30 protein-coding genes are annotated in these 26,290 nt (G+C 70.9%); 9 read left to right on the plus strand and 21 right to left on the minus strand.

The features are described from left to right. Positions 1–17 precede the first annotated feature (17 nt). The 3 genes from C5708_RS07280 to C5708_RS07290 are packed head-to-tail and all read right to left on the minus strand — an operon-like array spanning position 18 to position 1,458. The gene (locus tag C5708_RS07280; RefSeq protein ID WP_242919400.1) at positions 18–437 is read right to left on the minus strand and encodes an SWIM zinc finger family protein; all 420 of its coding nucleotides are present in this window, start codon (positions 435–437) and stop codon (positions 18–20) included. Continuing rightward, a complete protein-coding gene (locus C5708_RS07285; RefSeq protein WP_242919402.1) occupies positions 434–853 on the minus strand; it encodes a metallopeptidase family protein in 420 nt (139 codons plus the stop codon). Before C5708_RS07285 ends, C5708_RS07280 begins: the two co-directional genes overlap by 4 nt. Before the next feature lie 20 nt (positions 854–873). Further along, complete coding sequence (locus tag C5708_RS07290; RefSeq protein WP_242919404.1) at positions 874–1,458, minus strand: hypothetical protein; 585 nt, start codon at positions 1,456–1,458, stop codon at positions 874–876. Positions 1,459–1,611: 153 nt separating this feature from the next. Between C5708_RS07290 and C5708_RS07295 the strand changes: the two genes are divergently transcribed. After that, positions 1,612–3,927, plus strand: a complete 2,316-nt coding sequence (locus tag C5708_RS07295; RefSeq protein WP_242919406.1) for a PAS domain-containing sensor histidine kinase — start codon at positions 1,612–1,614, stop codon at positions 3,925–3,927. On the opposite strand, the gene C5708_RS07300 is transcribed toward C5708_RS07295, so the two are convergent. Beyond that, the gene (locus C5708_RS07300; RefSeq protein ID WP_242919408.1) at positions 3,924–4,457 is read right to left on the minus strand and encodes a MarR family transcriptional regulator; all 534 of its coding nucleotides are present in this window, start codon (positions 4,455–4,457) and stop codon (positions 3,924–3,926) included. The genes C5708_RS07295 and C5708_RS07300 overlap by 4 nt on opposite strands. A 237-nt stretch (positions 4,458–4,694) precedes the next feature. On the opposite strand from C5708_RS07300, the gene C5708_RS07305 reads away from it, so the two are divergent. Next, on the plus strand, positions 4,695–5,030 hold the full coding sequence (locus tag C5708_RS07305) for a hypothetical protein (RefSeq protein WP_242919410.1): 336 nt from the start codon (positions 4,695–4,697) through the stop codon (positions 5,028–5,030). Here the strand turns inward: C5708_RS07305 and C5708_RS07310 are convergent. Genes C5708_RS07310 through C5708_RS07360 form a run of 11 tightly spaced genes read right to left on the minus strand, consistent with a single transcriptional unit; the run spans position 5,027 to position 12,678 of the window. Then, on the minus strand, positions 5,027–5,479 hold the full coding sequence (locus C5708_RS07310; protein ID WP_242919412.1) for a hypothetical protein: 453 nt from the start codon (positions 5,477–5,479) through the stop codon (positions 5,027–5,029). The two genes, C5708_RS07305 and C5708_RS07310, sit on opposite strands and share 4 nt — an antisense overlap. Then, positions 5,476–6,087: a response regulator gene (locus C5708_RS07315; RefSeq protein ID WP_242919414.1), complete on the minus strand. Its 612-nt coding sequence runs from the start codon at positions 6,085–6,087 to the stop codon at positions 5,476–5,478. The genes C5708_RS07310 and C5708_RS07315 overlap by 4 nt, the downstream gene beginning before the upstream one ends. Positions 6,088–6,112: 25 nt before the next feature. Continuing rightward, entirely contained in the window at positions 6,113–6,499 is a 387-nt protein-coding gene (locus C5708_RS07320) for a hypothetical protein (protein WP_242919416.1), read from the minus strand. Then, positions 6,499–7,068 carry a chemotaxis protein CheD gene (locus C5708_RS07325; protein WP_347567001.1) on the minus strand — a complete coding sequence of 190 codons (570 nt, stop codon included), beginning with the start codon at positions 7,066–7,068 and terminating at the stop codon, positions 6,499–6,501. Before C5708_RS07325 ends, C5708_RS07320 begins: the two co-directional genes overlap by 1 nt. Further along, complete coding sequence (locus C5708_RS07330) at positions 7,065–7,454, minus strand: response regulator (RefSeq protein ID WP_242919417.1); 390 nt, start codon at positions 7,452–7,454, stop codon at positions 7,065–7,067. The genes C5708_RS07325 and C5708_RS07330 overlap by 4 nt, the downstream gene beginning before the upstream one ends. Before the next feature lie 12 nt (positions 7,455–7,466). Next, complete coding sequence (locus tag C5708_RS07335; RefSeq protein ID WP_242919419.1) at positions 7,467–8,498, minus strand: chemotaxis response regulator protein-glutamate methylesterase; 1,032 nt, start codon at positions 8,496–8,498, stop codon at positions 7,467–7,469. Next, a complete protein-coding gene (locus C5708_RS07340) occupies positions 8,495–9,376 on the minus strand; it encodes a protein-glutamate O-methyltransferase (RefSeq protein ID WP_242919421.1) in 882 nt (293 codons plus the stop codon). The genes C5708_RS07335 and C5708_RS07340 overlap by 4 nt, the downstream gene beginning before the upstream one ends. Next, the gene (locus C5708_RS07345; RefSeq protein WP_242919423.1) at positions 9,373–9,834 is read right to left on the minus strand and encodes a chemotaxis protein CheW; all 462 of its coding nucleotides are present in this window, start codon (positions 9,832–9,834) and stop codon (positions 9,373–9,375) included. The genes C5708_RS07340 and C5708_RS07345 overlap by 4 nt, the downstream gene beginning before the upstream one ends. A gap of 2 nt (positions 9,835–9,836) precedes the next feature. After that, complete coding sequence (locus tag C5708_RS07350; protein ID WP_242919425.1) at positions 9,837–11,996, minus strand: chemotaxis protein CheA; 2,160 nt, start codon at positions 11,994–11,996, stop codon at positions 9,837–9,839. 23 nt (positions 11,997–12,019) lie between these two features. Continuing rightward, positions 12,020–12,385 carry a response regulator gene (locus C5708_RS07355; RefSeq protein WP_242919427.1) on the minus strand — a complete coding sequence of 122 codons (366 nt, stop codon included), beginning with the start codon at positions 12,383–12,385 and terminating at the stop codon, positions 12,020–12,022. Then, positions 12,382–12,678, minus strand: coding sequence for an STAS domain-containing protein (locus C5708_RS07360; protein ID WP_242919428.1), 297 nt, complete (start codon positions 12,676–12,678; stop codon positions 12,382–12,384). The genes C5708_RS07355 and C5708_RS07360 overlap by 4 nt, the downstream gene beginning before the upstream one ends. A gap of 361 nt (positions 12,679–13,039) precedes the next feature. On the opposite strand from C5708_RS07360, the gene C5708_RS07365 reads away from it, so the two are divergent. Beyond that, the gene (locus C5708_RS07365) at positions 13,040–13,306 is read left to right on the plus strand and encodes a barstar family protein (protein WP_242919431.1); all 267 of its coding nucleotides are present in this window, start codon (positions 13,040–13,042) and stop codon (positions 13,304–13,306) included. Positions 13,307–13,321: 15 nt separating this feature from the next. Here C5708_RS07365 and C5708_RS07370 read toward each other — a convergent pair whose 3' ends face one another. The 4 genes from C5708_RS07370 to ccrA form a co-directional block, all read right to left on the minus strand. Then, on the minus strand, positions 13,322–13,894 hold the full coding sequence (locus C5708_RS07370; RefSeq protein ID WP_242919433.1) for an XRE family transcriptional regulator: 573 nt from the start codon (positions 13,892–13,894) through the stop codon (positions 13,322–13,324). A gap of 283 nt (positions 13,895–14,177) precedes the next feature. After that, on the minus strand, positions 14,178–15,284 hold the full coding sequence (locus tag C5708_RS07375; protein ID WP_242919435.1) for an aromatic ring-hydroxylating dioxygenase subunit alpha: 1,107 nt from the start codon (positions 15,282–15,284) through the stop codon (positions 14,178–14,180). A 123-nt stretch (positions 15,285–15,407) separates the two neighbouring features. Then, on the minus strand, positions 15,408–16,880 hold the full coding sequence (locus C5708_RS07380) for a M20 family peptidase (RefSeq protein WP_242919437.1): 1,473 nt from the start codon (positions 16,878–16,880) through the stop codon (positions 15,408–15,410). A gap of 122 nt (positions 16,881–17,002) precedes the next feature. Further along, entirely contained in the window at positions 17,003–18,283 is a 1,281-nt protein-coding gene (gene ccrA, locus C5708_RS07385; protein WP_242919438.1) for a crotonyl-CoA carboxylase/reductase, read from the minus strand. A gap of 294 nt (positions 18,284–18,577) precedes the next feature. Here ccrA and C5708_RS07390 point away from each other — a divergent pair, with 294 nt between their 5' ends. After that, complete coding sequence (locus C5708_RS07390; protein ID WP_242919440.1) at positions 18,578–20,593, plus strand: methylmalonyl-CoA mutase family protein; 2,016 nt, start codon at positions 18,578–18,580, stop codon at positions 20,591–20,593. Positions 20,594–20,645: 52 nt separating this feature from the next. Beyond that, entirely contained in the window at positions 20,646–21,365 is a 720-nt protein-coding gene (locus tag C5708_RS07395; protein ID WP_242919442.1) for a hypothetical protein, read from the plus strand. 14 nt (positions 21,366–21,379) lie between these two features. Here C5708_RS07395 and C5708_RS07400 read toward each other — a convergent pair whose 3' ends face one another. Beyond that, the gene (locus C5708_RS07400; RefSeq protein WP_242919449.1) at positions 21,380–22,804 is read right to left on the minus strand and encodes an MFS transporter; all 1,425 of its coding nucleotides are present in this window, start codon (positions 22,802–22,804) and stop codon (positions 21,380–21,382) included. 152 nt (positions 22,805–22,956) lie between these two features. On the opposite strand from C5708_RS07400, the gene C5708_RS07405 reads away from it, so the two are divergent. The 3 genes from C5708_RS07405 to C5708_RS07415 all read left to right on the plus strand — a co-directional run bounded on the left by C5708_RS07405 (position 22,957) and on the right by C5708_RS07415 (position 24,897). Further along, positions 22,957–23,523, plus strand: coding sequence for a carboxymuconolactone decarboxylase family protein (locus C5708_RS07405; protein ID WP_242919451.1), 567 nt, complete (start codon positions 22,957–22,959; stop codon positions 23,521–23,523). After that, the gene (locus tag C5708_RS07410; protein WP_242919453.1) at positions 23,520–24,041 is read left to right on the plus strand and encodes a VOC family protein; all 522 of its coding nucleotides are present in this window, start codon (positions 23,520–23,522) and stop codon (positions 24,039–24,041) included. The genes C5708_RS07405 and C5708_RS07410 overlap by 4 nt, the downstream gene beginning before the upstream one ends. Before the next feature lie 94 nt (positions 24,042–24,135). Then, complete coding sequence (locus tag C5708_RS07415; RefSeq protein WP_242919455.1) at positions 24,136–24,897, plus strand: SDR family oxidoreductase; 762 nt, start codon at positions 24,136–24,138, stop codon at positions 24,895–24,897. Positions 24,898–25,012: 115 nt separating this feature from the next. Here C5708_RS07415 and C5708_RS07420 read toward each other — a convergent pair whose 3' ends face one another. Further along, positions 25,013–25,372 (minus strand): nuclear transport factor 2 family protein, encoded by a 360-nt coding sequence (locus tag C5708_RS07420; protein WP_242919457.1) that lies wholly within the window; start codon positions 25,370–25,372, stop codon positions 25,013–25,015. 326 nt (positions 25,373–25,698) lie between these two features. Here C5708_RS07420 and C5708_RS07425 point away from each other — a divergent pair, with 326 nt between their 5' ends. Then, a complete protein-coding gene (locus C5708_RS07425; RefSeq protein ID WP_242919459.1) occupies positions 25,699–26,190 on the plus strand; it encodes a hypothetical protein in 492 nt (163 codons plus the stop codon). Positions 26,191–26,290 lie beyond the last annotated feature (100 nt).

Consider the following 26,290-nt stretch of genomic DNA (forward strand, 5'->3'; position numbering starts at 1 on the left):
CCTTCCTGCGGCCGGGGTCAGGCCTCGTCCTGCTCCAGCGCCCGCAGCACCGCCGGATGGCGGCGGGCCAGGCGCACCAGCAGCTCGACCAGCCCGTCCTTGTCCTCGATCTCCAGCCCCTCGCGCAGCCGGGCGAGGCGGTGGCGGGCGGCCTGCACGCGGCCGGCGTCCAGGTCGCGGGCGGTCAGGGCGACGGCGGCCAGGTGCTTGCACAGGCCCCAGTCCTCGAAGGCCGGGCAGGAGCAGCGGCTGTCGGCGACGCCGCCGGCGAACTCGACCGCATAGACCTCCTCGCCCTTGACGTGGGCCACGACCACGTCGCCGTCGACGCCGACGATCTCGACGCGGCCGTCGGCGAAATAGGCCTCGCCGCGGGCGAACAGCCGGTCGCCCAGGGCCTCGCGCAGGGCTTCGATGTCGATATGCGGACCGTTCACGCCTGGGCCTCGATGTTGTGGATGTCGTCGTCGGACAGGCCGAAATGATGGCCGATCTCGTGCACCAGCACGTGGGCGATCAGCTCGTCCAGGGCCACGTCGCCGCGCTCGGCCCATTCGTCGAGGATCGGCCGGCGATAGAGGAACACCATCGAGGCCGACGGCGCGGGGTCGAACACCGAGCGGCGGGAAAGGTCGACGCCGTGATAGAGGCCGGTCAGCTCGAAGGCGTCCTCGATCCCCAGGCTGTCGAGGACGGCCTCCTCGGCGAAGTCGCTGACCCGGAACTGCACCTCGCCGGCCAGCCGGCGGAAGGTCTCGGGCAGGGCGGCGAAGGCGGCCTCGGCCAGTTCGGCGAAGTCGTCCAGGCTGGGCGCGCGGGCGCCGGTCCAGGCGGCGGGGGAGGACTGGGTCATGATCGGGCGATAAGGCCGGATCATTCGTCCGGCATCAAGATGTGCGGCGCCTCGGGCGGGCGAACCTCGAACAGGCCGACGTCCAACGGCTGTTGCGGGCGCACCGGCAGCAGGGGCTGGTCGGCCAGGGCCTTCACCGTTTCGCGGTCGAGATCGCCGGCCTGGGGCGAGCGCCGCGCCCGCCGCGCCTGGGCCAGCCCGGCGCGCCGGCCGGGGTCGACGACGCGCCAGTAGCTGACCGACAGCCGCCAGGCCGTCGGCGGCGGCGGAGCGGGAGGCGGCCAGCGCCGCCCCTCGGCGAAGGTCGGCCGGGCCTGGCCGCGGACCGGCGTGCGGCCCCGCCGCCGTTCGACCGTCTCGCGCAGCTGGCAGAAGCGGTCCTCGGGCGCGACCGGAGCACGGCCGGGGCGCTCGTCGTCGACCCGCCCGGCGAAGGCGTCCAGCGCCGCCTCGCGGTCGACATAGGCGCTTCCGGCGGCCTCGCTGACGAACTCCACCGCCACGCCGGCGAGGTCGCGGGCCTCGCTTTCCCGGGCGGCGCGGCCCAGGGGCTTGGACAGCGCCTCGTCGGCGTTGCGGGCGACGGGATAGCGGACGGCGGCCATGACCCCGCATTCTGACCCAATCTCGACACGATCCAACCGGTTTGATCGTCGCGCCGCCGCCGCATTCGCCAGCCGTCGCGCCTGGGCCTATGGTGGCGGATGGTGATTCGCCGACGCGGCGGCTCGCCGGTTTGAAGCGCTATCCTTGGGGCCATGGGCTTAAACGACCTTGTTCTGGCCGCCGCCGTGGGCGCGGTGCTGTTGGCCGTCTCCGCGACGCTGGCCGCCCTGGCCCAGCGCCGCCGCTCCGACGCGCGCGTGGCGGCGCTGCAGGCCCGGCTGGACGCGGTGGAAGGCCGCGCCGAGGCGGCCTCGGCCTCGGCCGAAGCCTTCGACAGCGCCCTGCTGACGGTCGAGGACGGCCGCGCCGCCCTGGCCTCGGGCGAGGACGCCCTGGCGGCCTGCGCGCGGATGCTCGGCGTCGAGCCTGAGCCCGCCGTCGTGGTGCACGCCCTGATGCGCGCCGATCCCGAGCATGGCCGCCGGCTGAAGACCCTGTTCGACGCGGGCGAGCCCTGCACCTTCGAGGCGCGCGGGCCGGCCGGCCTGATCAGCGTCGAGGGGCGCGCCGCCGGGGCCTTCGCCTGGCTGCGCCTGACCGCCCTGGCCTCGGCCGACGCCGGCCTGCCCACCGCCGCCCGTTTCGCCGCCTTCATCGACAGCCTGCCGTCGCCGGCCTGGATCAGCGGCGCGGGCGGCGCGCTGCTGTGGGCCAACAGCGCCTGGCTCGACGCCGCCGAGGCCGAGAGCCTGGCGGACGCCGCGGCCCGGGGCCTTGCCTTCGACCGCGGGGCCGACGCGGTGATCGCCGAGGCCGCCAACCTGGGCGAGCGGCGCGAGAGCCTGCGCTGGGCCCCGGTCAAGGGCCAGCGCCGGGCCTTCAACGTCGCCGCCGCGCCGCTGGCCGGCGGCGGGGTGGGCGCCTTCGCCCTCGACGTCACCGACGCCGAGGAGCTGCGCGAGGCCCACAAGCGCCATGTCAGCGCCCACGACGAGACCCTGAACCACATCGCCGACGCGGTGGCGATCTTCAGCCAGGGCCGGCGCCTGGCCTTCCACAACACCGCCTTCGCCGACCTCTGGGGCCTGGAGCCGGCCTGGCTGGCCGAGCAGCCGACCCACGGCGAGGTGCTCGACCGCCTGCGCCAGCGGCGCCGCCTGCCCGAGACCGCCGACTACGCCCGCTGGAAGGCGGGCGAGCTGGCCCATTACGAGGCCCTGGGCCCGGCCCCAGACGACCTGTGGACCACGCCGGACGGCCGCACCCTGCGGGTGGTGCGACAGCCGCACCCCCTGGGCGGCCTGCTGCTGCTGTTCTCGGACATCACCGGCGAGGTGCGGCTCAAGGCCCAGTACAACGCCCTGATCCAGGTGCAGCAGGCGACGCTGGACAAGCTGAACGACGCTGTCGCCGTGTTCGGATCGGACGGGCGGCTTCGCCTGCACAACGAGGCGTTCGAGCGGTTCTGGAACGTCTCGGCGGCGGCGCTGGACGACGCGGGCGACTTCGACGGCGTGGCCGAGCTGTGCGTGCCGCGCCTGCACGACATGGCGTTCTGGCGCGACCTCAAGGCGCGGGTGGGCGACCCCGACCCGCAGGCGCGGGTGGCCATCGGCGGCGAGGCCCGCACCAGCGACGACCGCATCATCGCCTACCAGTCGCGGCCGCTGCCGGACGGCGCCACCCTGATCGCCTTCGCCGACGTCACCGACACCCGCCGCCTGGAGAAAGCCCTGGCCGACCGTTCGGCGGCGCTGGACGAGGCCGAGCGGCTGAAGCGCGACTTCGTCGGCAACGTCTCCTACGAACTGCGCACGCCGCTGACCACGATCATCGGCTATTCCGAGCTGCTCGACCATGCCGGCGCCGCCCTGCCCGAGCGGGCGCGCGGGCACGTGGCCTCGGTGCGCGCCGCCGCGACCCAGCTGGCCCGGTCGATCGACAACGTGCTCGACATGGCCCAGATCGACGCCGGCGAGATGGCGCTGGACCTTGGCGACGTGCCGGTCGACGCCCTGCTGACCGAGACGGCCGAGCGGTTCGCGCGCCGGGCGGCCGAGGTCGAGGTGGCGGTCGAGGTCGAGGTGGACGAGGCCGCGGGGGTCATCCGGGCCGACCGGCGCCGGCTGGGCCAGACCCTCGACCATCTGATGGAGAACGCCCTGTTCCAGACCCCGGCCGGCGGAACGGTGCGCATCAGCGCCCGCCGGGCGATGAGCGAGGTGCAGATCCAGGTCAGCGACACCGGGCGCGGCATCCCCTTCCACGTCCAGGCCCACATCTTCGACCGCTTCGTCGGCCGCGAGCGGGGCGGCCCCGGCCTCGGCCTCGCCCTGGTCAAGGCCCTGGTCGAGCTGCACGGCGGCTGGGTGGCGCTGGAGAGCGAGCCGGGGCAGGGCGCCACCTTCACCTGCCACCTGCCGGAGACCGCCTACGCCGGCGCCGGCCAGCCCGAGCTGCAGTTCTAGGCGTCGGAGGCGCGGGCGAAGCGGATGACGCTTTCGGCCCAGTCGGGGTCCTCGTGCAGGTTGCGCACCACGGTCTGGACCACCTCGCACAGCCGCAGCACGTCGTCGTCGGCGACGCCGCGAAGGGCCTGGTCGTTGAAGCGCCGCAGCCGCGCGACGGCGGCCTGGTAGGCCTCCGCGCCGAGATCGGTCAGCACCAGATGCACCTGCCGGCGGTCGTTCGGCGTGGCGACGCGCTGGACCAGCCCCTCGGCCACCAGCTGGTCGACAGTCCGCGTCAGGGTGGTGCGGTCGACGGTGGTGTAGGCCGACAGCTCGCCCATCGAGCAGCAGGGAATGCGCTGGATGGTCAGGATAGCCCGCCACTTGGGCAGGCTGAGATCGATCTCCTCCAGCACCTCGCCGAAGGCCAGATCGCGACGGCGCACCGCCTGGAACAGCAAATAGAAGAAATACTCCTGCCGGCTGTCCTCCGGGACGGCCGGCGCGGCCTGGACGACGGCCATCTCCACTTCCGCCTGCGCAGGCATGCATCCCCCCGAACGCGGTTAACGTTTCGCTAAGAGCCATGTTTCTTGCAGATGCACAAGGTGCAGGTGCAGCTTGCGCAAATGCAATTTGTGCATTTGCACATTAATTCTTGACACCCGTGCTGGTTTCCCTTATCCGCGCGCCAGTTCTTCATCGCTTGGCTTTGCTTTCGACACGCGCCGATGACGCCGGCCGCGTGCTCGCCGATCTTCGAGCGTCGTCGGACGGTGTCTTTCTTGAACAGCAATCCTTCGCGGCAGGGCGACGAACTGCGCGCCCGGCTCGACATGATCGATATCGACGTGCGGTGCGCGCTCGGCTTCGGCCGCGCCACCCTGGCCGCGCTGGCGGCGATGTCGCAGGAGACCCGCGCGGCGATCGACACCGCCCTGGCCGAGGAGGCCGCGCTGGTGGCCATCGACGACCTGCGGGGCAGCGCGGCGGTGGCCGCGATCCTTGAGGAGACCCGGGTCCGGCTCGGCGAGACCGCGCGGCTGCAGGAATTCAGGGCGCAGGCGCTGGAGCGGCTGCTGGTCGCGGTCGCCGACGAAGGGCCCGGCGAGGCGGCCTAGCCGGGTGACGCCAGCCGCTGGTTCATCACCTCCAGCGATTTGAGCACGTCGGTGTCGACGACGGCGCCGTCCGAGCGGTCGCCGAGGGCGCGCAGCGTCCGCACGTAGATCTTCACCGCGTCGGCTCGCCAGCGCCCGTCGCCGCGCATCGAATCCAGGGCGTCGCAGAACAGTCCCGCGCAGCGCGACAGCGGTTCCAGGCCGTAGGCGCCGGCCAGGCCCAGCACGCCGTTCGACAGCTGGAAGATGCGGTCCAGCGGCGCGGGGTCGGCCTTGCACAGCGCCTCGATCTCGTCGATCGAGGCGTCGATGGCCTTCATGATGCCGGGTTTGGCCGCCTCCATCGCCGCGCCGGCGCGGCCGAGGGCGGAGGAGACCTCCAGGCCGAAGCGGACGTCGACCGCGTCCGCCAGCGGATTGGAGACGGCGAAGATGCGGGCGTCGCTCATAGATTGACCTTCATGGGTTTGATCAGCATGTCGATCTGGCCTTGCGACATGTTGGGTTCGGAGGCGGCGCCGATCTCGGGCGCGAGGTCGTCCTTGCGGCGCCCCTTGGTGCCGACGGGCGGTCCGAAGTGCTGGAAGCGCCGGTCGGGACCGGCGTAGCTGTTGGTCTCGACGAAGTGGCGCTGGTCCTTGCCGACCCAGACGATGCGCTCCATCAGCACGCCCGGCGTCACCGGCTTGGCCACCACGAAGTTGGCGCCGGCGTCGCGGGCCTCGGCCACGCGGTCGCGCTGGGTGGCCGAGGTGACCATCAGCACCGGGCAGTAGCGGTTGGGCTCCGGGGCGAAACGGCGGAGCCAGCGCACGAACTCGAAGCCGTCGGCGCCGTTGATCGCCGCCTCGACCAGCATCAGGTCGAATTCCTGCAGGTAGATCGCCTCCTTGGCCGAGGCGAGGCTGTCGCGCTTTTCCTGGCGGTTGAGGCCGAAGCTGGAGAGGATGCGTGAAATCAGTCCGCGGTGATCGGGGCTGTCGTCGACGATCAGCGCGCGGCTGCGCGACAGGTCGACCTTCAGGCTCGGCCGGACAGACGAGTTCGACGCGCTCATGGGGCTCCCCTAGAACAACTCGAAATCAGAACAATTCGAAGTCGCCGGCGTCGCCCAGGGCGCCGGCGTGAGGTTCGGCCTTCTCCAGGCTGCGAGCCAGGGCGGCCAGCGGCACCGCGCGCAGCGCCGCCGTCAGGTCGACCTCATGGGCGGCGGCCGGCTCGTCCGACAGCACGCCGACATAGCGGGCCAGCGCCGCCAGGTGCTGGGTGACGCGGTCGAGGGCCTGGAGCTCCTCCATCGCCCGTTCGTCCAGTCCGGCCAGCCCGGCCAGGCGGGCGCAGGTCGATTCCAGGCGCGCGCCTTCGCCCGCCAGTCTTTGCAGTTCGTCGGCCACGCCGACCAGCGCCCCGGCCAGGGTGTGGGCCGCCGGTTGCGCCATGGGCGCGGTCTTCACGGCGGCTTCGCCCATCAGAACAACTCCAGATCGCCTTGGTCCACGGGAGCTTTGACCGCTGAACGTTGCTCCCGAATGAAGATTTGGTCTTCCGACGGATCGAGCAGCCGCTGGAAGGCCTGGCCGGTGGCCGGCCAGTAGCGGATGCGGCGGGCGCGCTCGCCGCCGAGGTCGCCGCCGCGCACGGGAATGCCTTCGGCGCCGAGGAAGCGGGTGGCGAAGGCGGCATTGTCCGCGCCGATGTTCTTGAGCCGCTGGAACAGGCAGGCCCCGCCGAACAGCTTGGCCTCCAGGCGGTCGCGCCGCGCGCCGGCCTGGAGCAGCCTGTTGATCAGCATCTCCATGGCGTGCACGCCGTAGCGCCGGGCCTCTTCGCCCTCGAACCCGCCCTCGCGGTCGGGCAGCAGGAAGTGGTTGATCCCGCCCAGCCCGGCGGCCGGGTCGCGGATGCAGGCGGCCACGCACGAGCCCAGCACCGTGGTCATCACCACGTTGGGGTCGTCCGAGACCTCGAACTCGCCCTGCCCGACGTGGACGGTGCGCTCGCGTCCGGCGGCGAAGGACTGGGACGGGCCCAGGTTCATGTCAGCTGCCCGAAGACCGCTTCGATCTTCTCTTTCAGGGTGGCCACGGTGAACGGCTTCACCAGGTAGTTGTTGACCCCGTACTGCACCGCCCGCTGCACCAGCTCGGCGTCGGCGCGGCCGGTGAGCATGATCACCGCCGTCGTCCGCAGCGGCGGGTGCGAGCGGATGGCGCGCAGCAGGCCCAGCCCGTCGAGCTTGGGCATGTTGAAGTCGGTGACCACCAGGTGCGCCGGCTTTTCGAGCAGCACCCGCAGCCCGGCTTCGCCGTCGGCCGCCTCGCGGATGTCGGTCATGCCGATCTGCTGCAGGCCGGCGCGGACCAGGGCGCGCATGGTCAGCTGGTCGTCGACGACGAGGGCGCGGATGGATGAGGCGGCGGGCATCTTATGTCGTCCCTAATGAGCTGCGCAGGCGTCCAGGATCAGTCCGCCCAGTCGTGAAAGTGAGGCTTGGCGCTCGACGGCGCCGAGTTCGAAAGCCGCGCGCGGCATGCCGTAGACCACGCTGCTGGCCTCGTCCTGGCCGAGCGATCGCGCGCCGGCCTCGCGCATGGCCAGAAGTCCCCTGGCCCCGTCGCGGCCCATGCCGGTCAGGATGACGCCCAGGGCCTTGGCCCCCATGGTCGTCGCCACCGAGCCGAACAGCACGTCGACCGAGGGGGAATGGCCGTTGACCGGCGGGCCCTCGAGCAGGCGGCAGCGCAGGCCGTCGGCCCGCTCCACCGCCAGGTGGCGGTCGCCGCCGGGGGCCAGATAGATGCGGCCGACCTCCAGGGGGGCGCCGTCGCTGGCTTCTTCCACGTGGGCGGCGCAGGCGCTGTCCAGCCGCCGGGCGAAGCTCTTGGTGAAGGTCGCCGGCATGTGCTGGGTGATGACCGTGGGCGGACAGTTGTCCGGGAAGATCGACAGCACCTGCAGCAGGGCCTCGACCCCACCGGTGGACGAGCCGATGGCCACCAGGGCGCCGTTGGGGCGAAAACCCTCGCGCGCCGCCGGCCGGGCGGCGGTCCGCGGGCCTTCCAGCGGGCGCAGGCGCGAGCGGGCGGCGACCTTCACCTTTTCCGGCAGGTCGGCGAAGGCCTCGGCGGCGCTGACGCCCGGGCCGGGCTTGGCCACGCATTCGACCGCGCCCAGCTCCAGGGCCTCGATGGTGGTCTCGGCGCCGGCCTGGGTCAGGGTCGAGATCATGATCACCGGCGTCGGGCGCAGGCGCATGATCTTTTCCAGGAACTCGATGCCGCTCATGTTCGGCATCTCGACGTCGAGGGTGACGACGTCGGGATTGAGCCGCTTGATCGCCTCGCGCGCCTCCAGCGGATCGCCCGCCCCGCCCAGGACCTCGATGTCGGGGTCGCGGCGCAGGGCGGCGCTGATCACGCCGCGCATGGTGGCCGAATCGTCGACGACGAGGACGCCGATCCGGCTCATCGGGCCGCTCCCTTCAGCCGGTAGACGGTCAGGCCGTCGCTGACCAGCCGGCCGTCGTCGCCGGTGACGCGCTCGGAATGGCCGATATAGAGCCGGGCCTGCGGGGTCATGATGTCGATGAACCGCCGCCAGACCGTCTCCTGGGTCGGTTCGTCGAAATAGATCACCACGTTGCGGCAGAAGATCACGTCGAAGCGGCCGTTCATCGGCCAGGGCCGCACCAGGTTCAGCTCGCGGAAGGCGATGAGGTCGCGCACCTCGTCCGAGAAGCGCCAGACGTCGTCGCCCAGCTCCGGCGCGCGCTTGAGGCGCGAGCGGTCCGAGGACGGCACCGCCTCCAGCAGGTCGCGGCGATAGGCCCCCTCGCGCGCCACGGCGACGACGTTGGGGTCGATGTCGGTGGCCAGGATCTTGACGTCGTGCTGGGCCGCGTCGGGCATGGCCGCCAGCAGGGTCAGGGCCATGGAATAGGGCTCCTGGCCGCTGGAGCAGGCCGACGACCACAGCCGCACCCGCCCGCCGGCCCGGGCGCGGGCCACGAGGTCGGGCAGCACCCGCTCGCGCAGGTGGTCGAAATGGTGCGGCTCGCGGAAGAAGCGGGTGACGTTGGTGGTCAGCGCCGCCAGCATGGCCTGGCGCTCGTCGACGCCGGCCTCGTCCTGGATCAGGGCGCAATAGTCGTTGAAGCTCGACAGCCCCAGCAGGCGCAGGCGTTTGGCCAGCCGCGAATAGACCAGGGTCGCCTTGGTCTCGGGCAGATAGATGCCGGCGTCGCCGTGCAGCACGGCGGCGATCACGCGGAAGTCGTCGGGGGTGAAGACGAACTCCCGCTCGGCGCTGGCGGGCTGCGCCGAATTGCCCCGACCGACCGACGTCATGCGGCTTCGGCCTCCCGCTCGTCGAGGACGCAGGCGAGATCGATCAGGCTGATCATGCGGCCCTCCATCGCGATCAGACCACGGACGAATTGCGTGGTGGAGTCGCTGGCCACGTCCGGCGTCTTCTGCACGGCGTGGTCGGCGGTCGACAGGATGTCGCAGACGGCGTCGACCAGCAGGCCCATCTGCCGGCGGCCGATCTGCACGACGATGATGACGTGGCGGGCGGTGGCCTCGGCGACGCCGAGGCCGAGGCGGGCGGCCAGGTCGATGACCGGCAGCACCGCGCCGCGCAGGTTGATGACTCCGCGCACATAGGTCGGCGAATGCGGCACCGGCGTCGCCGGCGTCCAGCCGCGGATCTCGCGCACGGCCATGATGTCGACGCAGAACTCCTGCTCGCCGATGCGGAAGGAGATCAGCTCGCTCTTGTCGGACCCGAAGGCGATTTCGCTCATGTCTAGGTTCCAGTCCGGGCCAGGGGTTCGCGGGCGGGCGGGTCGCGGCGGTTGGCGACGCGGCGGTTGGCGGTCACCACCCCGTCGATGTCGAGGATCAGGGCCACGCGGCCGTCGCCCAGGATGGTGGCGGCGGCGACGCCCTCGGTGGGGCGGTAGTTGGCCTCCAGGCTCTTGATGACCACCTGGCGCTGGCCCTGGATGTTGTCGACCATCAGGGCGACGCGGCCGGCGCCTTCGCTCTCGACCAGCAGGGCGACGCCCTCGGTGGGATCGACCCGCGTGCGCGAGAAGCCCATGGCCTGGCCGATGTCGATCAGCGGCACGTAGACGTCGCGGATCTGCAGGACGAAGTTGTCGGGCCCCAGCGGCCGCACCTCCTCGGGGCGCGGCTTCAGGCTCTCGACGATGGCCGTCAGCGGCGCGACCAGGGTCTGGTCGCCGACCGAGACCACCATGCCGTCGAGCACGGCCAGGGTCAGGGGCAGGCTCATGGTGAAGCGCGAGCCCTGGCCCGGCTGCGACGAGATCGAGATGCGCCCGCCCAGGGCCTGGACCGACTTCTTGACCACGTCCATGCCGACGCCGCGGCCGGAGATGTCCGAGATCGCCGCGGCGGTGGAGAAGCCGGGCAGGAAGATCAGGTTGTCGATCTCCTCGTCGGTCAGCACGGCGTCGGCCGCGATCAGGCCTTTCTCGATGGCCTTGGCCTTGACCCGCGCGCGATCGACGCCCTTGCCGTCGTCGCTGACCTCGATGACGATCCGCCCCGAGCGGTGGCCGGCGGTCAGGCGCACCGAACCCTCGGCCGGCTTGCCGGCGGCCTCGCGGTCGGCGGGGCTCTCCAGGCCGTGGTCGATGGCGTTGCGGATCATGTGGGTGATCGGCTCGGACAGCCGCTCGACCACGGTCTTGTCGACCTCGGTGTTCTCGCCTTCGGTGACCAGGCGCACGCGCTTGCCGACGGCCTCGCCGACCTCGCGCACCAGGCGCGGCATGCGCTGGAACACCGATTTCACCGGCTGGGCGCGGATGGCCATGACGCTGTCCTGGATGCCCCGGGTCAGGTGCTCCAGATCGGCCAGGGCCAGGTTGACGTCCGAGGCCTGGCCGGCGCCGCTGCTCTCCATCACCCGCTGGGCCAGCATGGCCTGGTTGATGACCAGTTCGCCGACCAGGTTGATCAGGCGGTCGACGCGTTCGAGGTCGACGCGGATGGTCTGGGGCGCGGGCAGGGCGGCGCTTTCGGCGGCCTTGGCGGGCGCGGTCTCGGCCTTGCCGGGCGCGCCGGCGGGCGCGGCGGCGATGATGTCCTCGATGGCCGGGGCCAGCAGCGGCGGCGCCTCGGCGCCCGCCGTCCCGATGGCCAGCAGCGAGCTGAGCAGGTCGATGGCGGCGTCAGGGGCGGCGTCCGCGGCGGCGATGTCGAGGTCGCAGTCCTCGTCGACGAAGCTGAACACCTCGCGCACGGCGGCCTCGTCCGCCTCGCCGGTCAGGCGCACGGTCCAGTCGAGATAGGCGCCCTCGGGGTCCATGGCGTCGAGCAGCGGCACGGCCTCGGCGTCGACCTCGACCTCGATCCGGCCGAGCGAGCCCAGCTCGCGCAGCACCAGCACGGCGTCGTTGGCCTTGTTGTAGAGCGAGGCGTGCGGCTTGAAGCGGATGATCCAGGCGGCCTGCGCCGCCCCGGCCGGCTCGTCGTCCAGGGCGACGGTCATCGGCGTGAAGCTCAGGCCCTCGAACTCGGCGGGGGCCGCTTCGTCGCCGCCGTGGGCCTCGCCCTCGGTCAGGGCGACCAGGGCCGCGGCGATGGCGTCCGAGCGGGCCTCGTCCGCCGTCCCGCCGTCGCGGGCGGCCGAGACGTGGTCGGCCAGCATGTCGGAGGCCCGCAGGAGGGCGGCGATGACCTCGTGGCCGGCCTCGGTGACGCCGCCGCGGATCTGGTCGAGCAGGTTCTCGAAGACGTGGGCGAAGCGCACCAGCGGGTCGAGCCCGAAGGCGCCGCCGCCGCCCTTGATCGAGTGGACGGCGCGGAACACCGAATTGATCGTCTCGGCGTCGTGCTCGCCCTGCTCCATCGCGAGCAGGCCTTCCTCCAGCTGGGCGAGAAGCTCCTCGCATTCCTGGAAGAAGGTGACGCGAATCGCCTCCATCGGATCCATGGTCGGTCCCCGGTCGGTCAGGTTCAGGCGGCGACGCGGCGAACGGCGTCGACCAGCTTGGTCGGGTTGAACGGCTTGACGATCCAGCCGGTGGCGCCGGCCTCGCGGGCGCGGGCCTTCTTCTCCGGCTCGCTCTCGGTGGTCAGCACCAGGATCGGCGTGGCGCGGTGGGCGGCGTCGCCCCGCACGGCCTCGATGAAGCCGAAGCCGTCCAGGCGCGGCATGTTGATGTCGGTGATGATGACGTCGGGCCGCTCGGTCTGCAGCACGTCGAGGCCGTGGACGCCGTCCTCGGCCGTCACCACCCGGAAGCCGGCGGCGCTCAGGGTGTGGTTCAGCATCTCGCGGATCGTGCGGGAGTCGTCGACGGTCAGTACGGTCTGTGTCACGCCACAACATCCTTTTCGTGAGTGGGTTCGAGCCCGGGCGCGCCAAGCAGGGCCAGGGCGTTCTCGAAGGCGGGGGAGCTGACGGCGATGTGCAGGGGCTGGCCGTCGGCGGTCCAGGTCTTGCGGGCGCTGACCAGCACCTGGAAGCAGGGGCCGCTGAGGCGCTCGACCTCGCCGGCGTCGATCTCCAGCGGCCGGCCGCGACGCTGCAGCAGGCTTTCGCGAAGGGGGGCGGCCTGGTCCAGGCCCAGGTTGGCGGGCAGGCGCAGGGCGTCGGCCGGATGGTCGTTCATGGGGTTCCCCGTCCAAATCCAACCCGCAGGCCGCCAAGCCCTACCGCATGGGCGGGCCGAAGGTTCGATCCAGGGACCATTCTGACGGCGGACACCATCCAATTGGTTAACGTTGCGGACCGCGCATGGTCATTTCCATCGCCTTGCGAGCCGCCGCGACCGGCCGACCAGCCTTTCCCCCGCATCGCCCCCCCGCAGTCAGAAACCGTCCTTTCTGATCCCTTCCATTCGACCGTCTAAGGATTGGTTAAATGCGGGAATCGGCCCGCCCCGGCGCCTCGCCGGTCGCCGGTCGCCGGCCCCCGGAGGCGGCGGCGCCTTAGCCTTCCATGACCTCGCCGAAACCCGTGGCGACGATCGATTGCGCCCAGGCGCGCACGCTGGAAGCGTTCTGGCGGGCCTATGTCGACGCCGCCCGGCCGACCGGGGCGGACTGTTCGGCCGCAACCTCGACGCCTTCTGGGACGCGGTCGAGCACCAGGGCCCCGGATGGCCCGGCGAGGTCCAGCTCGTCTTCACCAACACCGCCGCGCTCGCCGGGTTGCGGACGGCGGGCGGGGGCTCGCTGCTGGACGGGCTGCGGCGGATCGCGGCGGAGGCGACGCGGATCGCCGTGCGCCTGGCCTGAGGCCCCGGCGCCGGCCTATTGCCGATGGTCGCCGCTGAGCACGATGAGGGCGCGGCAGGGCTCGGCGCCGTCGGCCAGGAAGGCGTGGGCCATGCCGGCGTCGAAATAGACGGCGTCGCCCCGCACCAGGCGCAGCGGCGCGTAGAGCTCGGAATGCATGACCATCGCCCCGTCCAGCACCAGGGCGTAGGCCTCGCCCTCGCGACGGACATAGCCGCCGCAGTCCTCGATCGAGCGGGCCCTGACCTCGGCGATCACCGGCGTGAACGGCTTGCCCAGCAGGTCGTGCGCGGCCGCGCGCAGGCGGCCGATCGGGGCGTCGAGCAGCGCTCCGTCCTGGGCCCGGATCACCGAGCGGCGGCCGGAGGCCGACGAGGCGTCGCCCGCCTGGGCCTTGGACACCGCCTCGGCCTCGGCGTCGACCAGCCGCTCCAGGTCGATCTCCAGCGCCTTGCAGATGCGCATCAGCTTGTCGTAGCCGAGCGAGGTCTGGCCCAGCTCGACCTTGGACAGGGTGGACAGCGGAATGGTCGACCGCTCGGCCAGTTGCGCGAGGGTCCAGCCCTTGGCGAGGCGCAGTTTGCGCACGGCGGCGCCGGCTTTTTGCGATAGACGCGATTTCACGTGCGAAAACCCTTCGCCAGTCACCCCGCGTACTCTTCACCTGCGCACCGTGCGCTCCGTCGAGGACGCCCTAGGCGAGCTTCAAGACCCGAGGGCCTCTTGCGGTCGAGGCGCGGCCCGATTCGCCTGATAGGCGAGAAATATGGTTTACACGACCTTTCGCGCGTCGCCAAACCCGTGCGAGCGTCAATTCATTCAAGATGTTAGACGAACGGCGTTCGAAGCAGGGCGATCTCGCCCGCAACGTCTAGCTGCGCCAGCGCAGGACGCCGCCCTCGACCGGGTTCTCGAACGGCCGGCCGCCGGCGCGGGCGGCGGCCCATTCGCGCTTGAGCGCCTGGTACCACTTGGCCTGTTTGTCGGCGTCGTCGATCCACAGCAGCGAGGGGTCGTAGCGCAGGCCCTCGTTCTGCAGGTTCACCATGTCGCCGTCCTGGCGCAGGAAGGCCTTGGCCCCCAGCCGCAGAAAGGGTTTGAGCAGGCCGACCAGCCAGTGGTCGGACCAGGTGATCTGGGTGATGCGGGTCTGCTTGTCGTTGACCGGCGTCAGGCAGGTCAGGGTCAGCACCTGGCGCGGGCCGACGACGATGTGCTCCCAGCGCAGGCCGGGCAGGCGGAAGGTGATCTCGGTGGCCGGCGCCCCGCCCAGCAGCTTGTAGGCGTAGCTGTTCGACGACGGCGCGTGGCGCACCATCGAGAATCCGGCCTCGCGCGGCTCGAACCTCTTGGCCTTGTCGTGCTGCGAATGCGAGGTCCGCCACCACCACTGCTGGTGGACGTAAGGCCCGTGCGCCGGGTCCATCAGGCCGATGACGGCGTGGTCGATATGGGCGTCGAACACCATGCGGTCGATCATCTTCGGCCCGCCGCCCACCACGCCGGGGAAGGTCGGCGGCGGCTGGTCGGGTTCGCCCTCGCCGCGCGGGTCCGAGGTCATCCACACGAACACCAGGCCCTGGCTCTCGGCCGCGGGATAGCGGCGCACGCGGATGCGGGCGACGTCGACCTGCTGGTCGGCGACCAGGGACGGGATGGCCGAACAGGCGCCGTCGGTGCGGAAGCGCCAGCCGTGATAGGGGCATTCCACCGTCTCGGCGCCGTCGGCCTCGCGCGTCAGCTTGCCGGCCGACAGCGGCGCGGCGCGGTGCGGGCAGATGTCGCGCAGGGCGTAGACCTCGCCGTCCCGCGTGCGGCCGAGCAGCACCGGCTCGCCGAGGATCTCATAGCGCTGCAGCTTGCCGGGCTTGAGGTCGCCGGACAGGGCGGCGAAATACCAGATGTCGTGCAGGAAGCCCTGGCCGAAACGTTGCGGTTTCGGGGCTGCGCTGCGGGTCTTGATGTCGCCTTCGGCCATGGCCGGGTTTTAGCGATGTCTTGCGGACGCCGTAACCCCTCACCCTCCCATGGCCGCGCCATGGGGCCCTCCCTCTCCCTCGGCGAGAGGGCGATGGCGGGAGCATGAGGGCGTACGCCGCCGTCACCCCGCCGCCGTGGCGATCAGCCGGGCGTAGAAGTCGGTCATCAGCGCCAGGTTCTTCAGCGTCATGTGCTCGTTGGTGCCGTGGATCATCTTCAGGTCGTCCAGCGTGGCGACCAGGGGCTGGAAGCGATAGACGTCCTTGGCCACCGGCTGCAGGTAGCGGCTGTCGGTGCCGGCCACGACCAGGCCGGGCGCCACCGGGACCTTGGACTGGTCGGCGGCGAGGGCGGCGAGAATCTTCCAGCCGTCCGAGCGGGTCGACGACACCGGCGAGGGCTCGTTGGGGGTCTTGATCCAGCCCAGGGTCACCGGCAGGCCGGAAACCGCCGATTGCGCCCGCTCCATCACGTCCCTGGAGGTGTCGCCCGGCGCGATGCGGTAGTTGATCCAGCCCGAGGCGTCCTGCGGCAGCACGTTCTCCTTGGGGCTGCCCTTCAGCATGGTCGGGGCGATGGTGGTGTGCAGCATCGCCGCCCCGGCCGGGGTCTTGCCGAACTGCGAGGTCAGCAGCGGGGCGAACAGCCAGCTGTTGGCGGTCACCACCTTCATGGCCAGGCCGCCCTCGGGGGCCAGGGCCTTGACCATGTCGGCGCCCGGACCGGAGAACTTCAGCGGGAAGGGATGGTCGGCGATGGCCACCAGCGCCTTGGACAGGGTGACGACGCCGGTGTCCTTGGGCGGGGTCGACGAATGGCCGCCGGGGGCCTTGGCCGTGACCTTCAAGGTGGCGTAGCCCTTTTCGGCGACGCCGATGATCGCGGCCGGCTTGTGGGTCAGCGGGTGGTCGTCGATCACCGCCATGCCCTCGTCGAGCACCCAGTCGGCCGTGACGCCGGCCTTCTTGAGGAAGGCGGTCGCCGCCTGGGCGCCGGAGCCGCCGGCCTCCTCGTCCTCGCCCGAGACGATGTAGACGGTGCGCCGAGGCTTGAAGCCGCGCGCGGCCAGGGCGTCGGCGGCTTCGAACAGGGTGACCAGCGAGCCCTTGTCGTCGATCGAGCCGCGTCCCCAGACGGCGTCGTCGGCGACGTCGCCCGAGAACGGCCCGTGCTTCCAGTCGCCCTCGGTGCCCGCCGTCACCGGCACCACGTCCTGGTGGGCCATCAGGATGATCGGGGCCAGGGACGGGTCCGATCCCCGCCACGTATAGACCAGCGAGTTCTTGCCGACGACGTCGCGCGTCATCGCCGCGTGTGCGGCGGGATAGGTGGCCTGGAGCCACTGGTGCAGCTTCTCCCACTCGCCGGCCTGGTTCTCGGCCGGGTCCTGGTGCGAGACGGTCTGGATGCGCACGGCCTCGCCCAGATGCTGGGCGGCGCGGGCGTTGTCGATCGGGATCGAGGCGGCCAGCTTGACCGCGCCGGCCTCGACCTGGGCCGGCGGCTTGTAGGTCGCCGTCCTGACCGCGACCACGGCCCCCAGGACCAGCACCGCGCCGACCGCGGTCAACGCGACGTTACGCACCAAGGCCATCGTATTCCTCCCCAATTTTGATCAACTTGGGGCCAAAGCGGCCGTCTGGACAAGAGCGCGCGCGGCGTTTCCTCTCCCGGCGGGAGAAGGGGCCAAAAGCGCGTCCGGGACGACTGAACGGCTCAACCGTTTCCGGCGGCGATCTCCTGCACCTCGTCGAAGGTGCGCAGGCCGGGGCGCTGGGCGCAGACCAGCACCCCCATGTTTCCGGGCAGGTGCTGGTTGTCGAGCATCTTCTCGTGGGCGGCGGGGATGGCGTCCCAGGCGAACACCTCCGACAGGCACGGGTCGATGCGGCGGTCGATGACCAGCTGGTTGGCGGCCGAGGCCTGCATCAGGTTGGCGAAGTGGCTGCCCTGCACCCGCTTCTGGCGCATCCACAGGAAGCGGGCGTCCATGGTCAGGTTGTAGCCGGAGGTGCCGGCGCAGATGGCGACCATGCCGCCGCGCTTGACCACGAACACCGACACCGGGAACGTGCTCTCGCCGGGGTGTTCGAACACCATGTCGACGTCGCGGCCGCCGGTGACCTGCCAGATCGCCTTGCCGAACTTGCGGCTCTCTTTCATGTAGTCGTTGAATTCGGGGCCGTTGACCTTGGGCAGCTGGCCCCAGCAGTCGAAGTCCTTGCGGTTCAGCACCGCCTTGGCTCCCATCGACAGCACGTAGTCGCGCTTGTCTTCGGACGAGACCACGCCGATGGCGTTGGCCCCGGTGACGGCGGCCAGCTGAACGGCGAACACGCCCAGGCCCCCGGAGGCGCCCCAGACCAGCACGTTCTGGCCGGGCTTCAGCTCATGCGGCTTGTGGCCGAACAGCATGCGGTAGGCGGTGGCCAGGGTCAGGGTGTAGCAGGCGGCCTCCTCCCAGGTCAGGTGTTTGGGGCGCGGCATCAGCTGGCGCGACTGCACCCGGCAGAACTGGGCGAAGCTGCCGTCCGGCGTCTCGTAGCCCCAGATGCGTTGGGTGGCCGAGAACATCGGGTCGCCGCCGTTGCACTCCTCGTCGTCGCCGTCGTCCTGATTGCAGTGGATGACCACCTCGTCGCCCGGCTTCCAGCGGCGGACCTTCCTGCCCACCGCCCAGACCACGCCCGAGGCGTCCGAGCCGGCGACATGGTAGGGCTGCTTGTGCACGTCGAGCACGCTCATCGGCTCGCCCAGCGCCGCCCAGACGCCGTTGTAGTTCACCCCGGCCGCCATCACGAGCACCAGGACCTCGTCCTCGCCGATGGTCCAGGTCGGCACCACCTCGACCTGCATGGCCGTCGCCGGGCGGCCGTGGCGCTCCTTGCGCACGGTCCAGGCGTACATCTTCTCGGGCACGTGGAAGGCCGGCGGGATCTCGCCGATCTCGTAGAGGTCCTTCACGGGCTGCGGCGACAGGGTGGTGGCGGCGTCCATGGGGCAAGCTTCCGACTTGGCGTTTCGTTGCACTGCAAAAGTTTTCGTCGAACGCTGTCGCGTTCGCGCCCGCCCGCCGCGTCGGCCCGGTGAAAGTCGACCCGTTAGGTGTGGCTATTGGGGTTTTGCGCGCATGATTCGGCCGTATGACCGCCATTCCGCAGCCGCATCGCCCAAGGCGAGCCTGTGACAACTGTTTGACCCTGGCAAGCGGATTCTTTTGCAGCGCAGCACGGATTGGGCTTAACTGCGCCGATCAAGAGGCCAGCAAGGCCCGGGCCCAGGGTTGAAGCCATGTCGGAAACGCCGTTCCAGCACGCGAAGGACCAGCCGTGGATCTTCCGCACCTATGCGGGCCATTCCACGGCGGAGACGTCCAACGCCCTCTATCGGGCCAACCTGGCCAAGGGCCAGACCGGGCTTTCCATCGCCTTCGACCTGCCGACCCAGACCGGCTACGACCCCGACCATGTCCTGGCCCGCGGCGAGGTCGGCAAGGTCGGCGTGCCGGTCAGCCATATCGGCGACATGCGCGCCCTGTTCGACGGCATTCCGCTCGACCGCATGAACACCTCGATGACCATCAACGCCCCGGCGGCGTGGCTGCTGGCGCTGTATGTCGCCCTGGCCGACGAGCAGGACGCCGACCGGGCGGCCCTGCAGGGCACCACCCAGAACGACCTCATCAAAGAGTACCTCTCCCGCGGCACCTACATCTATCCGCCGGGGCCGTCCCTGCGCCTGATCAGCGACATGATCGCCTGGTGCTACAAGGAGACGCCCAAGTGGAACCCGATGAACGTCTGCAGCTACCACCTGCAGGAGGCCGGGGCGACGCCGGAGCAGGAGCTGGCCTTCGCCCTGGCCACGGCGATCTCGGTGCTGGATGCGGTCAGGGCCTCGGGCCAGGTGCCGGAGGAAGACTTCGCCGTCGTCGCCTCGCGCATCAGCTTCTTCGTCAACGCCGGCATCCGGTTCGTCACCGAGATGTGCAAGATGCGCGCCTTCACCCAGCTGTGGGACGAGATCCTGCTGCAGCGCTACGGCGTGCAGGACGCCAAGGCGCGGCGCTTCCGCTACGGGGTGCAGGTCAACAGCCTGGGCCTGACCGAGCCGCAGCCCGAGAACAACGTCTATCGCATCCTGCTCGAGGCCCTGGCCGTCACCCTGTCCAAGGACGCGCGGGCGCGGGCCCTGCAGCTGCCGGCCTGGAACGAGGCGCTGGGCCTGCCGCGCCCGTGGGACCAGCAGTGGTCCCTGCGGCTGCAGCAGGTGCTGGCCTACGAGACCGACCTCCTGGAATACGAGGACCTGTTCGACGGCAGCCACGTGGTCGAGGCCAAGGTCGGCCGCCTGAAGGACGAGGCGCGGGCCGAGCTTGCGCGGCTGGACGCGCTGAACGCCGCCAACCTGGGCGAGGGCGGCGGTGGGCCGGCAGCCTCGATCGACTACATGAAGGCCGCCCTGGTCGCCTCCAACGCCGAGCGGGTGCGTGCGGTCGAGACCGGCGACCAGGTGGTGGTCGGGGTCAACCGCTGGACCGAGACCGAGGTCTCGCCGCTGTCGGCCGGCGAAAGCGCCATCGAGACCGTAGACCCTCGCCTGGAGGCCGAGGTGGTCGCCAGGATCAGGGCCTGGCGCGAGGGGCGCGACGCCGCCGCGGTCGAGGCGGCCCTGGCGAGCTTGCGCGCCGCCGCCCGTGACGGGCGTAACATCATGCCGCCCTCGATCGCCGCCGCGAAGGCCGGCGTGACCACGGGCGAGTGGGCGCAGGCCTTGCGTGAGGTGTTCGGCGAATATCGCGGGCCGACCGGCGTGGCGGTGGTGGTCTCCAACGACGGTTCCGAGGACATCGAGGCGGTGGCGCGTGAGGTCGAGCGGGTGTCCGAGGTGCTGGGCCGCACCCTGACCTTCCTGGTCGGCAAGCCGGGCCTCGACGGCCACTCCAACGGCGCCGAGCAGATCGCCACGCGGGCGCGGGCGGTGGGCATGTCGGTGGTCTATGACGGCATCCGCTCGACCCCGGCCGAGATCGTCGCCCGCGCCAGACAGGCGCAGGCCCATGTGGTCGGCCTGTCGATCCTGTCGGGCTCGCACCTCGACCTGGTGCAGGAGGTGGTGCGCCTGATGCGGGCCGAGGGCCTGGACAAGGTGCCGGTGGTGGTCGGCGGCATCGTCCCGCCCGAGGACGCCCTGGTGCTGAAGCAGATGGGGGTGGCGCGGGTCTACACCCCCAAGGACTTCCAGCTCACCGGCATCATGGCCGACGTGGTCAAGGTGGCGGAGAAGGCGGCCTTGCAGCCGGCGTGACCTGGGCGTGCAGGCGCGCTAGTCTGCAATCATGACGCATCGGGCCCCGACCATGCAGCCGCCGCGCGCGACGGGAAAGGTTTTCGACCTTCTTGTATTTCTTTTATCGGCCGGCTCGCTCGGTCTTTTGTACTGGCTGCACCAAACCCGCCTGCCCGACGGGCGGATGTTCGGGCCTGAGTGGTCTGGGGCGTTCCTGCTGCCTTGGGCGGCCAAGTGGGTGCTGCAACGTCCGCGAATAGCGCGCTTTCTTGGCGACGGCGTCGCGCGCGGCGACGGGGTCTGGGTGACGTCGTGGGCGGAGAGGGGCGAGGCCCTGCTCATCGCGCTTGTCCTCATCGGCTTGTTCGTTCGAGCCGCAGCCCCGCTGCCGCCGGTGCTCATTCAGAAGAGCGATCACCTGGGCCTTGGATTATGGGTCGCGTCTTGCGCTGGGTTCGGCGTTCTGCTCATGGCTGGTTGGCGCAGGCTGAGATGCGAGGTCGTACTGCGCATCGACCGGTACGGCGTCTATTCCCGCAAATGGAAGGGCGCTCTGCCTTGGTCGGCGATCGACCGCATCATTCTCGTGGGCGCCGAGAACCATCCCAAGCGTTCTGGCGACGCCCAGGCGCTGCTATTGAGCGTCGGCGCCAATCAGCTCCCCGGGGTCAAGGAACGCACCCGCCGGGAGGGCGGGGTGCTGGAGCTCGAACTCGCGCCCGCCGGCCTTCGGCCGCGGGACGCCTTGAAAGCCATCCTCGCGCAACGGCCGCAATTCGCGCCAAGCTGAATATGGGCGGATCGTCAGTCGGGCTTCGCGTAAGCACGGCCGCCCAGCCGCCCAGCCGCCCAGCCGCCCAGCCGCCCAGCCGCCACGCCGCCGCCCAGCCCAGGAGCGCCAGCGGGCAAGGCGGCGAACAGCCACGGGCCGCGGGCGGCCGCCAGCGCCGGATCGACGCCCTGGGCGAAGCCGAGGCCATGGGCCAGGGCGCTGGCGGCGGCCGAGCCGGCGGCGCCGCCGATCATCTGGGCGGTGGGCACGGCGGACGACCCCATGGCTCGTTCGTTCGGGGGCAGGGCTTCGATCACCCGCTTGGCGACGAAGGCCCAGGCCAGGCCGAAACCGGCCCCCATCAGCAGCAGTCCGCCGACGATGGCGACCTCGCCGCCGCGCGGGATCGCCCAGGCGCTGAGCGCCAGCCCGGCGACGACGACGCTCGCGCCCAGGCGGATGTTCGGGCCGTGCCATTTCGGCTTGGCCCCGGCGACCAACAGGGCGGTGATCGTCCAGCCGGCGGCGATGGCGCTGATCATATAGCCGGCGACCAGGGGCGAGGCGCCGTGGACGGCCTGGATGAAGGCCGGGCCGTAGACGCTGAGGCCGATGCCCGCCGCCTCCAGGGCGAAGATGATGAAATAGCCGGCGCCGGGGGCCGAGCCGAGGTCGTTGGCTTGGCGCGGCAGCAATCGGACGCTGGCGCGGGCGTTGACGCGCAACAGCGCCAGGAACCCGCCGCCGCCGAGCAGGGCGAGGCCCGCCGCCAGCCACGGCTCGCGGACCAGGCCGGCCGCCGCGATCAGGGCCACCGCCCCGGTCAGCACCGCCAGCTGTGGAACGGGGATGCGGCCGGAGCCCGGTTCGGACGGGACGGCCTTGAGCAAGGCCGGGGCGGCGGCCACGAAGACCAGGGCCTGGGCGGCGAACATCCAGAACGCCCCCCGCCAGAAGCCGGCCTCGGCGAACAGGCCGCCGACCAGCGGGCCGAGCAGGGTGGCCGCGCCCCAGACGCCCGAGATCGCCGCGAACACGCGCGGCCACAGGCGCTCGGGGAACAGTACGGCGATGGCGACGTAGCACAGGGCGACGATGGCCCCCGCGCCCAGCCCCTGGATCAGCCGGCCGGCCACGAAGGTCGCGAAGTCCGGCCCGAGCGCGCTCAGGCCGCAGCCGGCCGCGTAGACCAGGCCCGCCAGCATGGAGGCGCGCCGCAGGCCGAGGCTCATCGACAGCCGGCCGGCGCTGGCCCCGGCGACGATCGAGCCGAGCAGATAGGCCGCCGTCGCCCAGCCGGAATAGGCGTAGCCGCCGACGTCGCGGGCGACGCTGGGCATGATGGTGGCGGTGACCAGGGTGTCGGCGGCGTTCAGCCATACGCCCAGGCAAAGCAGGGCGAAGCGCGGCGCCAGGTCCCTGGCCAGAAGGTCGCGCCAGCCGGCGGAAGATTCCATCTCGTCCTACTCGTTCGGGGCCGCCGGGCGGAGGGGCCGTAGATGGACCCGGGCGCGGCGTTCGCCAAGCGCGCTCCGCCTTGACGGCCCGGCCGGCCGCGGCAGAGTGAACGGCGATAACAACAACACGCTCGTCCTGGGGAGGACCGACCATGCCGCTCGTGCCGTTCATCGATCTCGACGAGGCCTCGCCCGAGACCCGCGAGACCTTCGGAAAGCTGGCCGCGCCGCTGAACATCTTCCGCATGATGGCCAACGCCGAGACCTGCTTCGCCCCGACCCTGCGCCTGGGCGGGGCGATCCTGTCGAAGCAGCTCCTGGGCGCGGACCTGCGCGAGCTGGTCATCCTGCTGGCGGCCGAGCTGGAGGGCGGCGAGTACGAGTGGAACCAGCATGTCCCCATCGCGCTCGCGTGCGGCTGCGTCCAGGCCCAGATCGACGCGGTCGAGGCGCGCCGTTTCGACGACCCGGCGTTCGACGCGCGGACCCGGGCCCTGCTGGTCTTCGCCGCCCAGGTGATCGAGATCGTGCGGGCCGACGAGGACGTGGTGCGCGCCGCCCAGGCCCACTTCACCCCGCGCGAGATCGTCGAGACCATCCTGACCTGCGGCTTCTACATGACCATGGCGCGGCTGACTGAAACCACCCGCACCGACATCGACCCGCCGGCCGGGACGCGGGTGGTCGACGCGCTCAAGCGCCAGGAGGCCCGGGCGTGACCGGGGCGTTGGGGGCGATCCGCCAGACCGCCTACGTCGTCGCCGACATCGAGGCCGAGATGCGGCGCTGGGTCGAGGAGCTGGGCGTCGGCCCGTGGTTCTATGTCGAGCGCGCGGCCTTCCGCGACTATGTCCATCGCGGCGTGCGGTCCGATCCTCATGTCTCCATCGCCCTGGCCAATTCCGGCCCGCACCAGATCGAGCTGATCCAGCAGCGCTGCGCGACGCCGACCATGTACGCCGAGTTCACCGAGGCCGGCCGTTCGGGCCTGCATCACGTCGCCTTCTGGACGGCCGAATTCGATGCGCGCCTCGCCGAGCTGGTCGCCCTGGGCTATGCGGTCGGCCAGAGCGGCGCCGTCGGCGCCGACGGCCGCTTCGCCTATCTGGTCCACCCGGCCCGGCCCGACGACATCGTCGAGCTGTCCGAGACCGGCGGCCGCAAGGGCCGCTTCTTCGAGCACGTCGCCGAGGCGGCCAGGAGCTGGGACGGAACCGACCCGATCCGGCGGCTCTAGCCGCCTCGGCGGACGCCTGCCCGCTTGACCTGCGGGCGCGGGCGTCTCACGGTGCGGACAAATCAAACAACTGTTCGAGGCTCGGGAGCGCCCCATGAATCTGTTCGACCTGAGCGGCAAGGTCGCCGTCATCACCGGCTCGTCGCGCGGCATCGGCCGGGCCGTCGCCGAGCGCTTCGCCGACCATGGGGCCAAGGTGGTCATCTCCTCGCGCAAGGCCGGCCCCTGCGAGGAGGTCGCCGCCGAGATCAACGCCGCCCATCCGGGGGCGGCCATCGCCGTGCCGGCCAACATCTCGTCCAAGGAAGACCTGCAGCGGCTGGTCGACGAGACCCGCAAGGCGTTCGGCAGGATCGACGTCGTCGTCTGCAACGCCGCCTCCAACCCCTATTACGGGCCGATGGCCGGCATCGAGGACGACCAGTTCCGCAAGATCCTCGAGAACAACGTCATCGCCAACCACTGGCTGATCAACATGGTCGTCCCCGAGATGATCGAGCGCAAGGACGGGGCGATCATCATCGTCTCGTCGATCGGCGGCCTGCGCGGCTCGCCGATCATCGGCGCCTACAACATCTCCAAGGCGGCCGACTTCCAGCTGGCCCGCAACCTCGCCCACGAATACGGCCCGCATAACGTGCGGGTGAACTGCATCGCGCCGGGCCTGATCAAGACCGACTTCGCCAAGGCGCTGTGGGACAACCCCGAGACGCTGAAGCGCTCCACCGCCGGCACGCCCCTGCGCCGCATCGGCGAGCCGAACGAGATCGCCGGCGCGGCGGTGTTCCTGGCCTCGGCGGCCGGCAACTTCATGACCGGCCAGAAGATCGTCGTCGACGGCGGCGCGACGATCTAGGCCCCCGCCCCAGGGCGAGGCCGCGCCTCATCCCGGACGGCCGGCGAAGGCCGATCCGGGACGGCCATGACCGACCGGGCGTCAGGCGGACGCCGCCCGTCGGTCCGGCTCAGGCTCAGCCGCCGTAGAAGAACCGCTCCTCGGCGATCTTGCCGCCCTTGACGGTGTAGACCCCGACCTCGTCCATGTTCATCCGCTGGCCGGTCTCGCGGTTGGTGATGTCCATGGTGAAGCGCACCACGAACTGGTCGCCGTTGACATAGGGGCCGCCGACCTCGGCGCTGTGGACCTCGTGGGTGCGGGCCCACCATTCGCCCTTGCCGCGGACGGCGTCCTTGCCGCGCATCTCGGCCATGTCGCCGCCGCCGGCCTCGACGCTCAGCACGTCGTCGGCCCAATGCTTCTCTCCGGCCTCGTCGTATTTTCCGGCCCGGCACAGGGCGACCAGATCGGCGGCGATATCCTGGGTGCTCATCGCGTCTTCCTCCAAGGCCCCGCCCGCGCCGGATGCTAGCAGGCCGATGTGACAGCCGCGATGCGTAGGGTCACGTGGTCGCCGGCGCTTCTGCAACCTGTTCGGGAGTCTGGCCCGAAAAATGTCCCATAACGAGACAAATACAGTTTTTGAAACAACTTTTCGGTGTCGCAACAGATCGGCAAGCTTAAGAATCCGTTGTTTTCCAACAAATCGGGGCCGGCGCCGTCCTTGCTCCTCGCCTCCTGCTCTTCGGGATCACACTCGACGGGGCTGTTCAACGGAAGGGCCGCATCGCCACGAGCGGTCCATCTCAGGAGGTCAAGATGTCCAAGGTGCTTATGGTTGCGTCCGCGTTCGCTATCGCCGCCGCCCTGGGCGCTTCGGGGGCCCAGGCCGGCGGTCGTCATCAGTCGTATGGCGGCGGCGGCCTGTTGGGGCTGAATCTCAACGTCGGAGATCTTATCGGCGTGAAGGCCAATGTCGGCGGTTCGAACGGCGGCCACAACGGCGGCGGCGACAGCCTGCTCGGCCTGGGCCTGCGCATCGACGGTCTGGCCAACGTCAAGGCCAATGTCGGCGGCTCGAACGGCCATGGCGGCGACAGCCTGCTGGGTCTGGGCGCCCGCGTCGACGGCCTGGCCAATGTGAAGGCCAATGTCGGCGGCCCGAACGCTCTGGTCGGCGCTCGCGCCACGGTCGGCTCCAGCCATCCCGGCCAGGGCCTGGTCAACGCCAACGTCAATGTCGGCGGCCGTCAGATCGAGAACTGCAACGTCTGCGGCGGCCACGACGGGGGCGTCGGCGGGGGCTGGTGAGCCCTCGCGGCTAAGCCGCGTGCATCGAGACATGCATCGAGAATAAAAAACAGGCCGGGGCTCGCGCCCCGGCCTGCGGTCTTTGCGGATCGGCCCGGCT

The organism is Caulobacter sp. CCUG 60055 (assembly GCF_022750545.1).
GTDB lineage: Bacteria > Pseudomonadota > Alphaproteobacteria > Caulobacterales > Caulobacteraceae > PUIC01.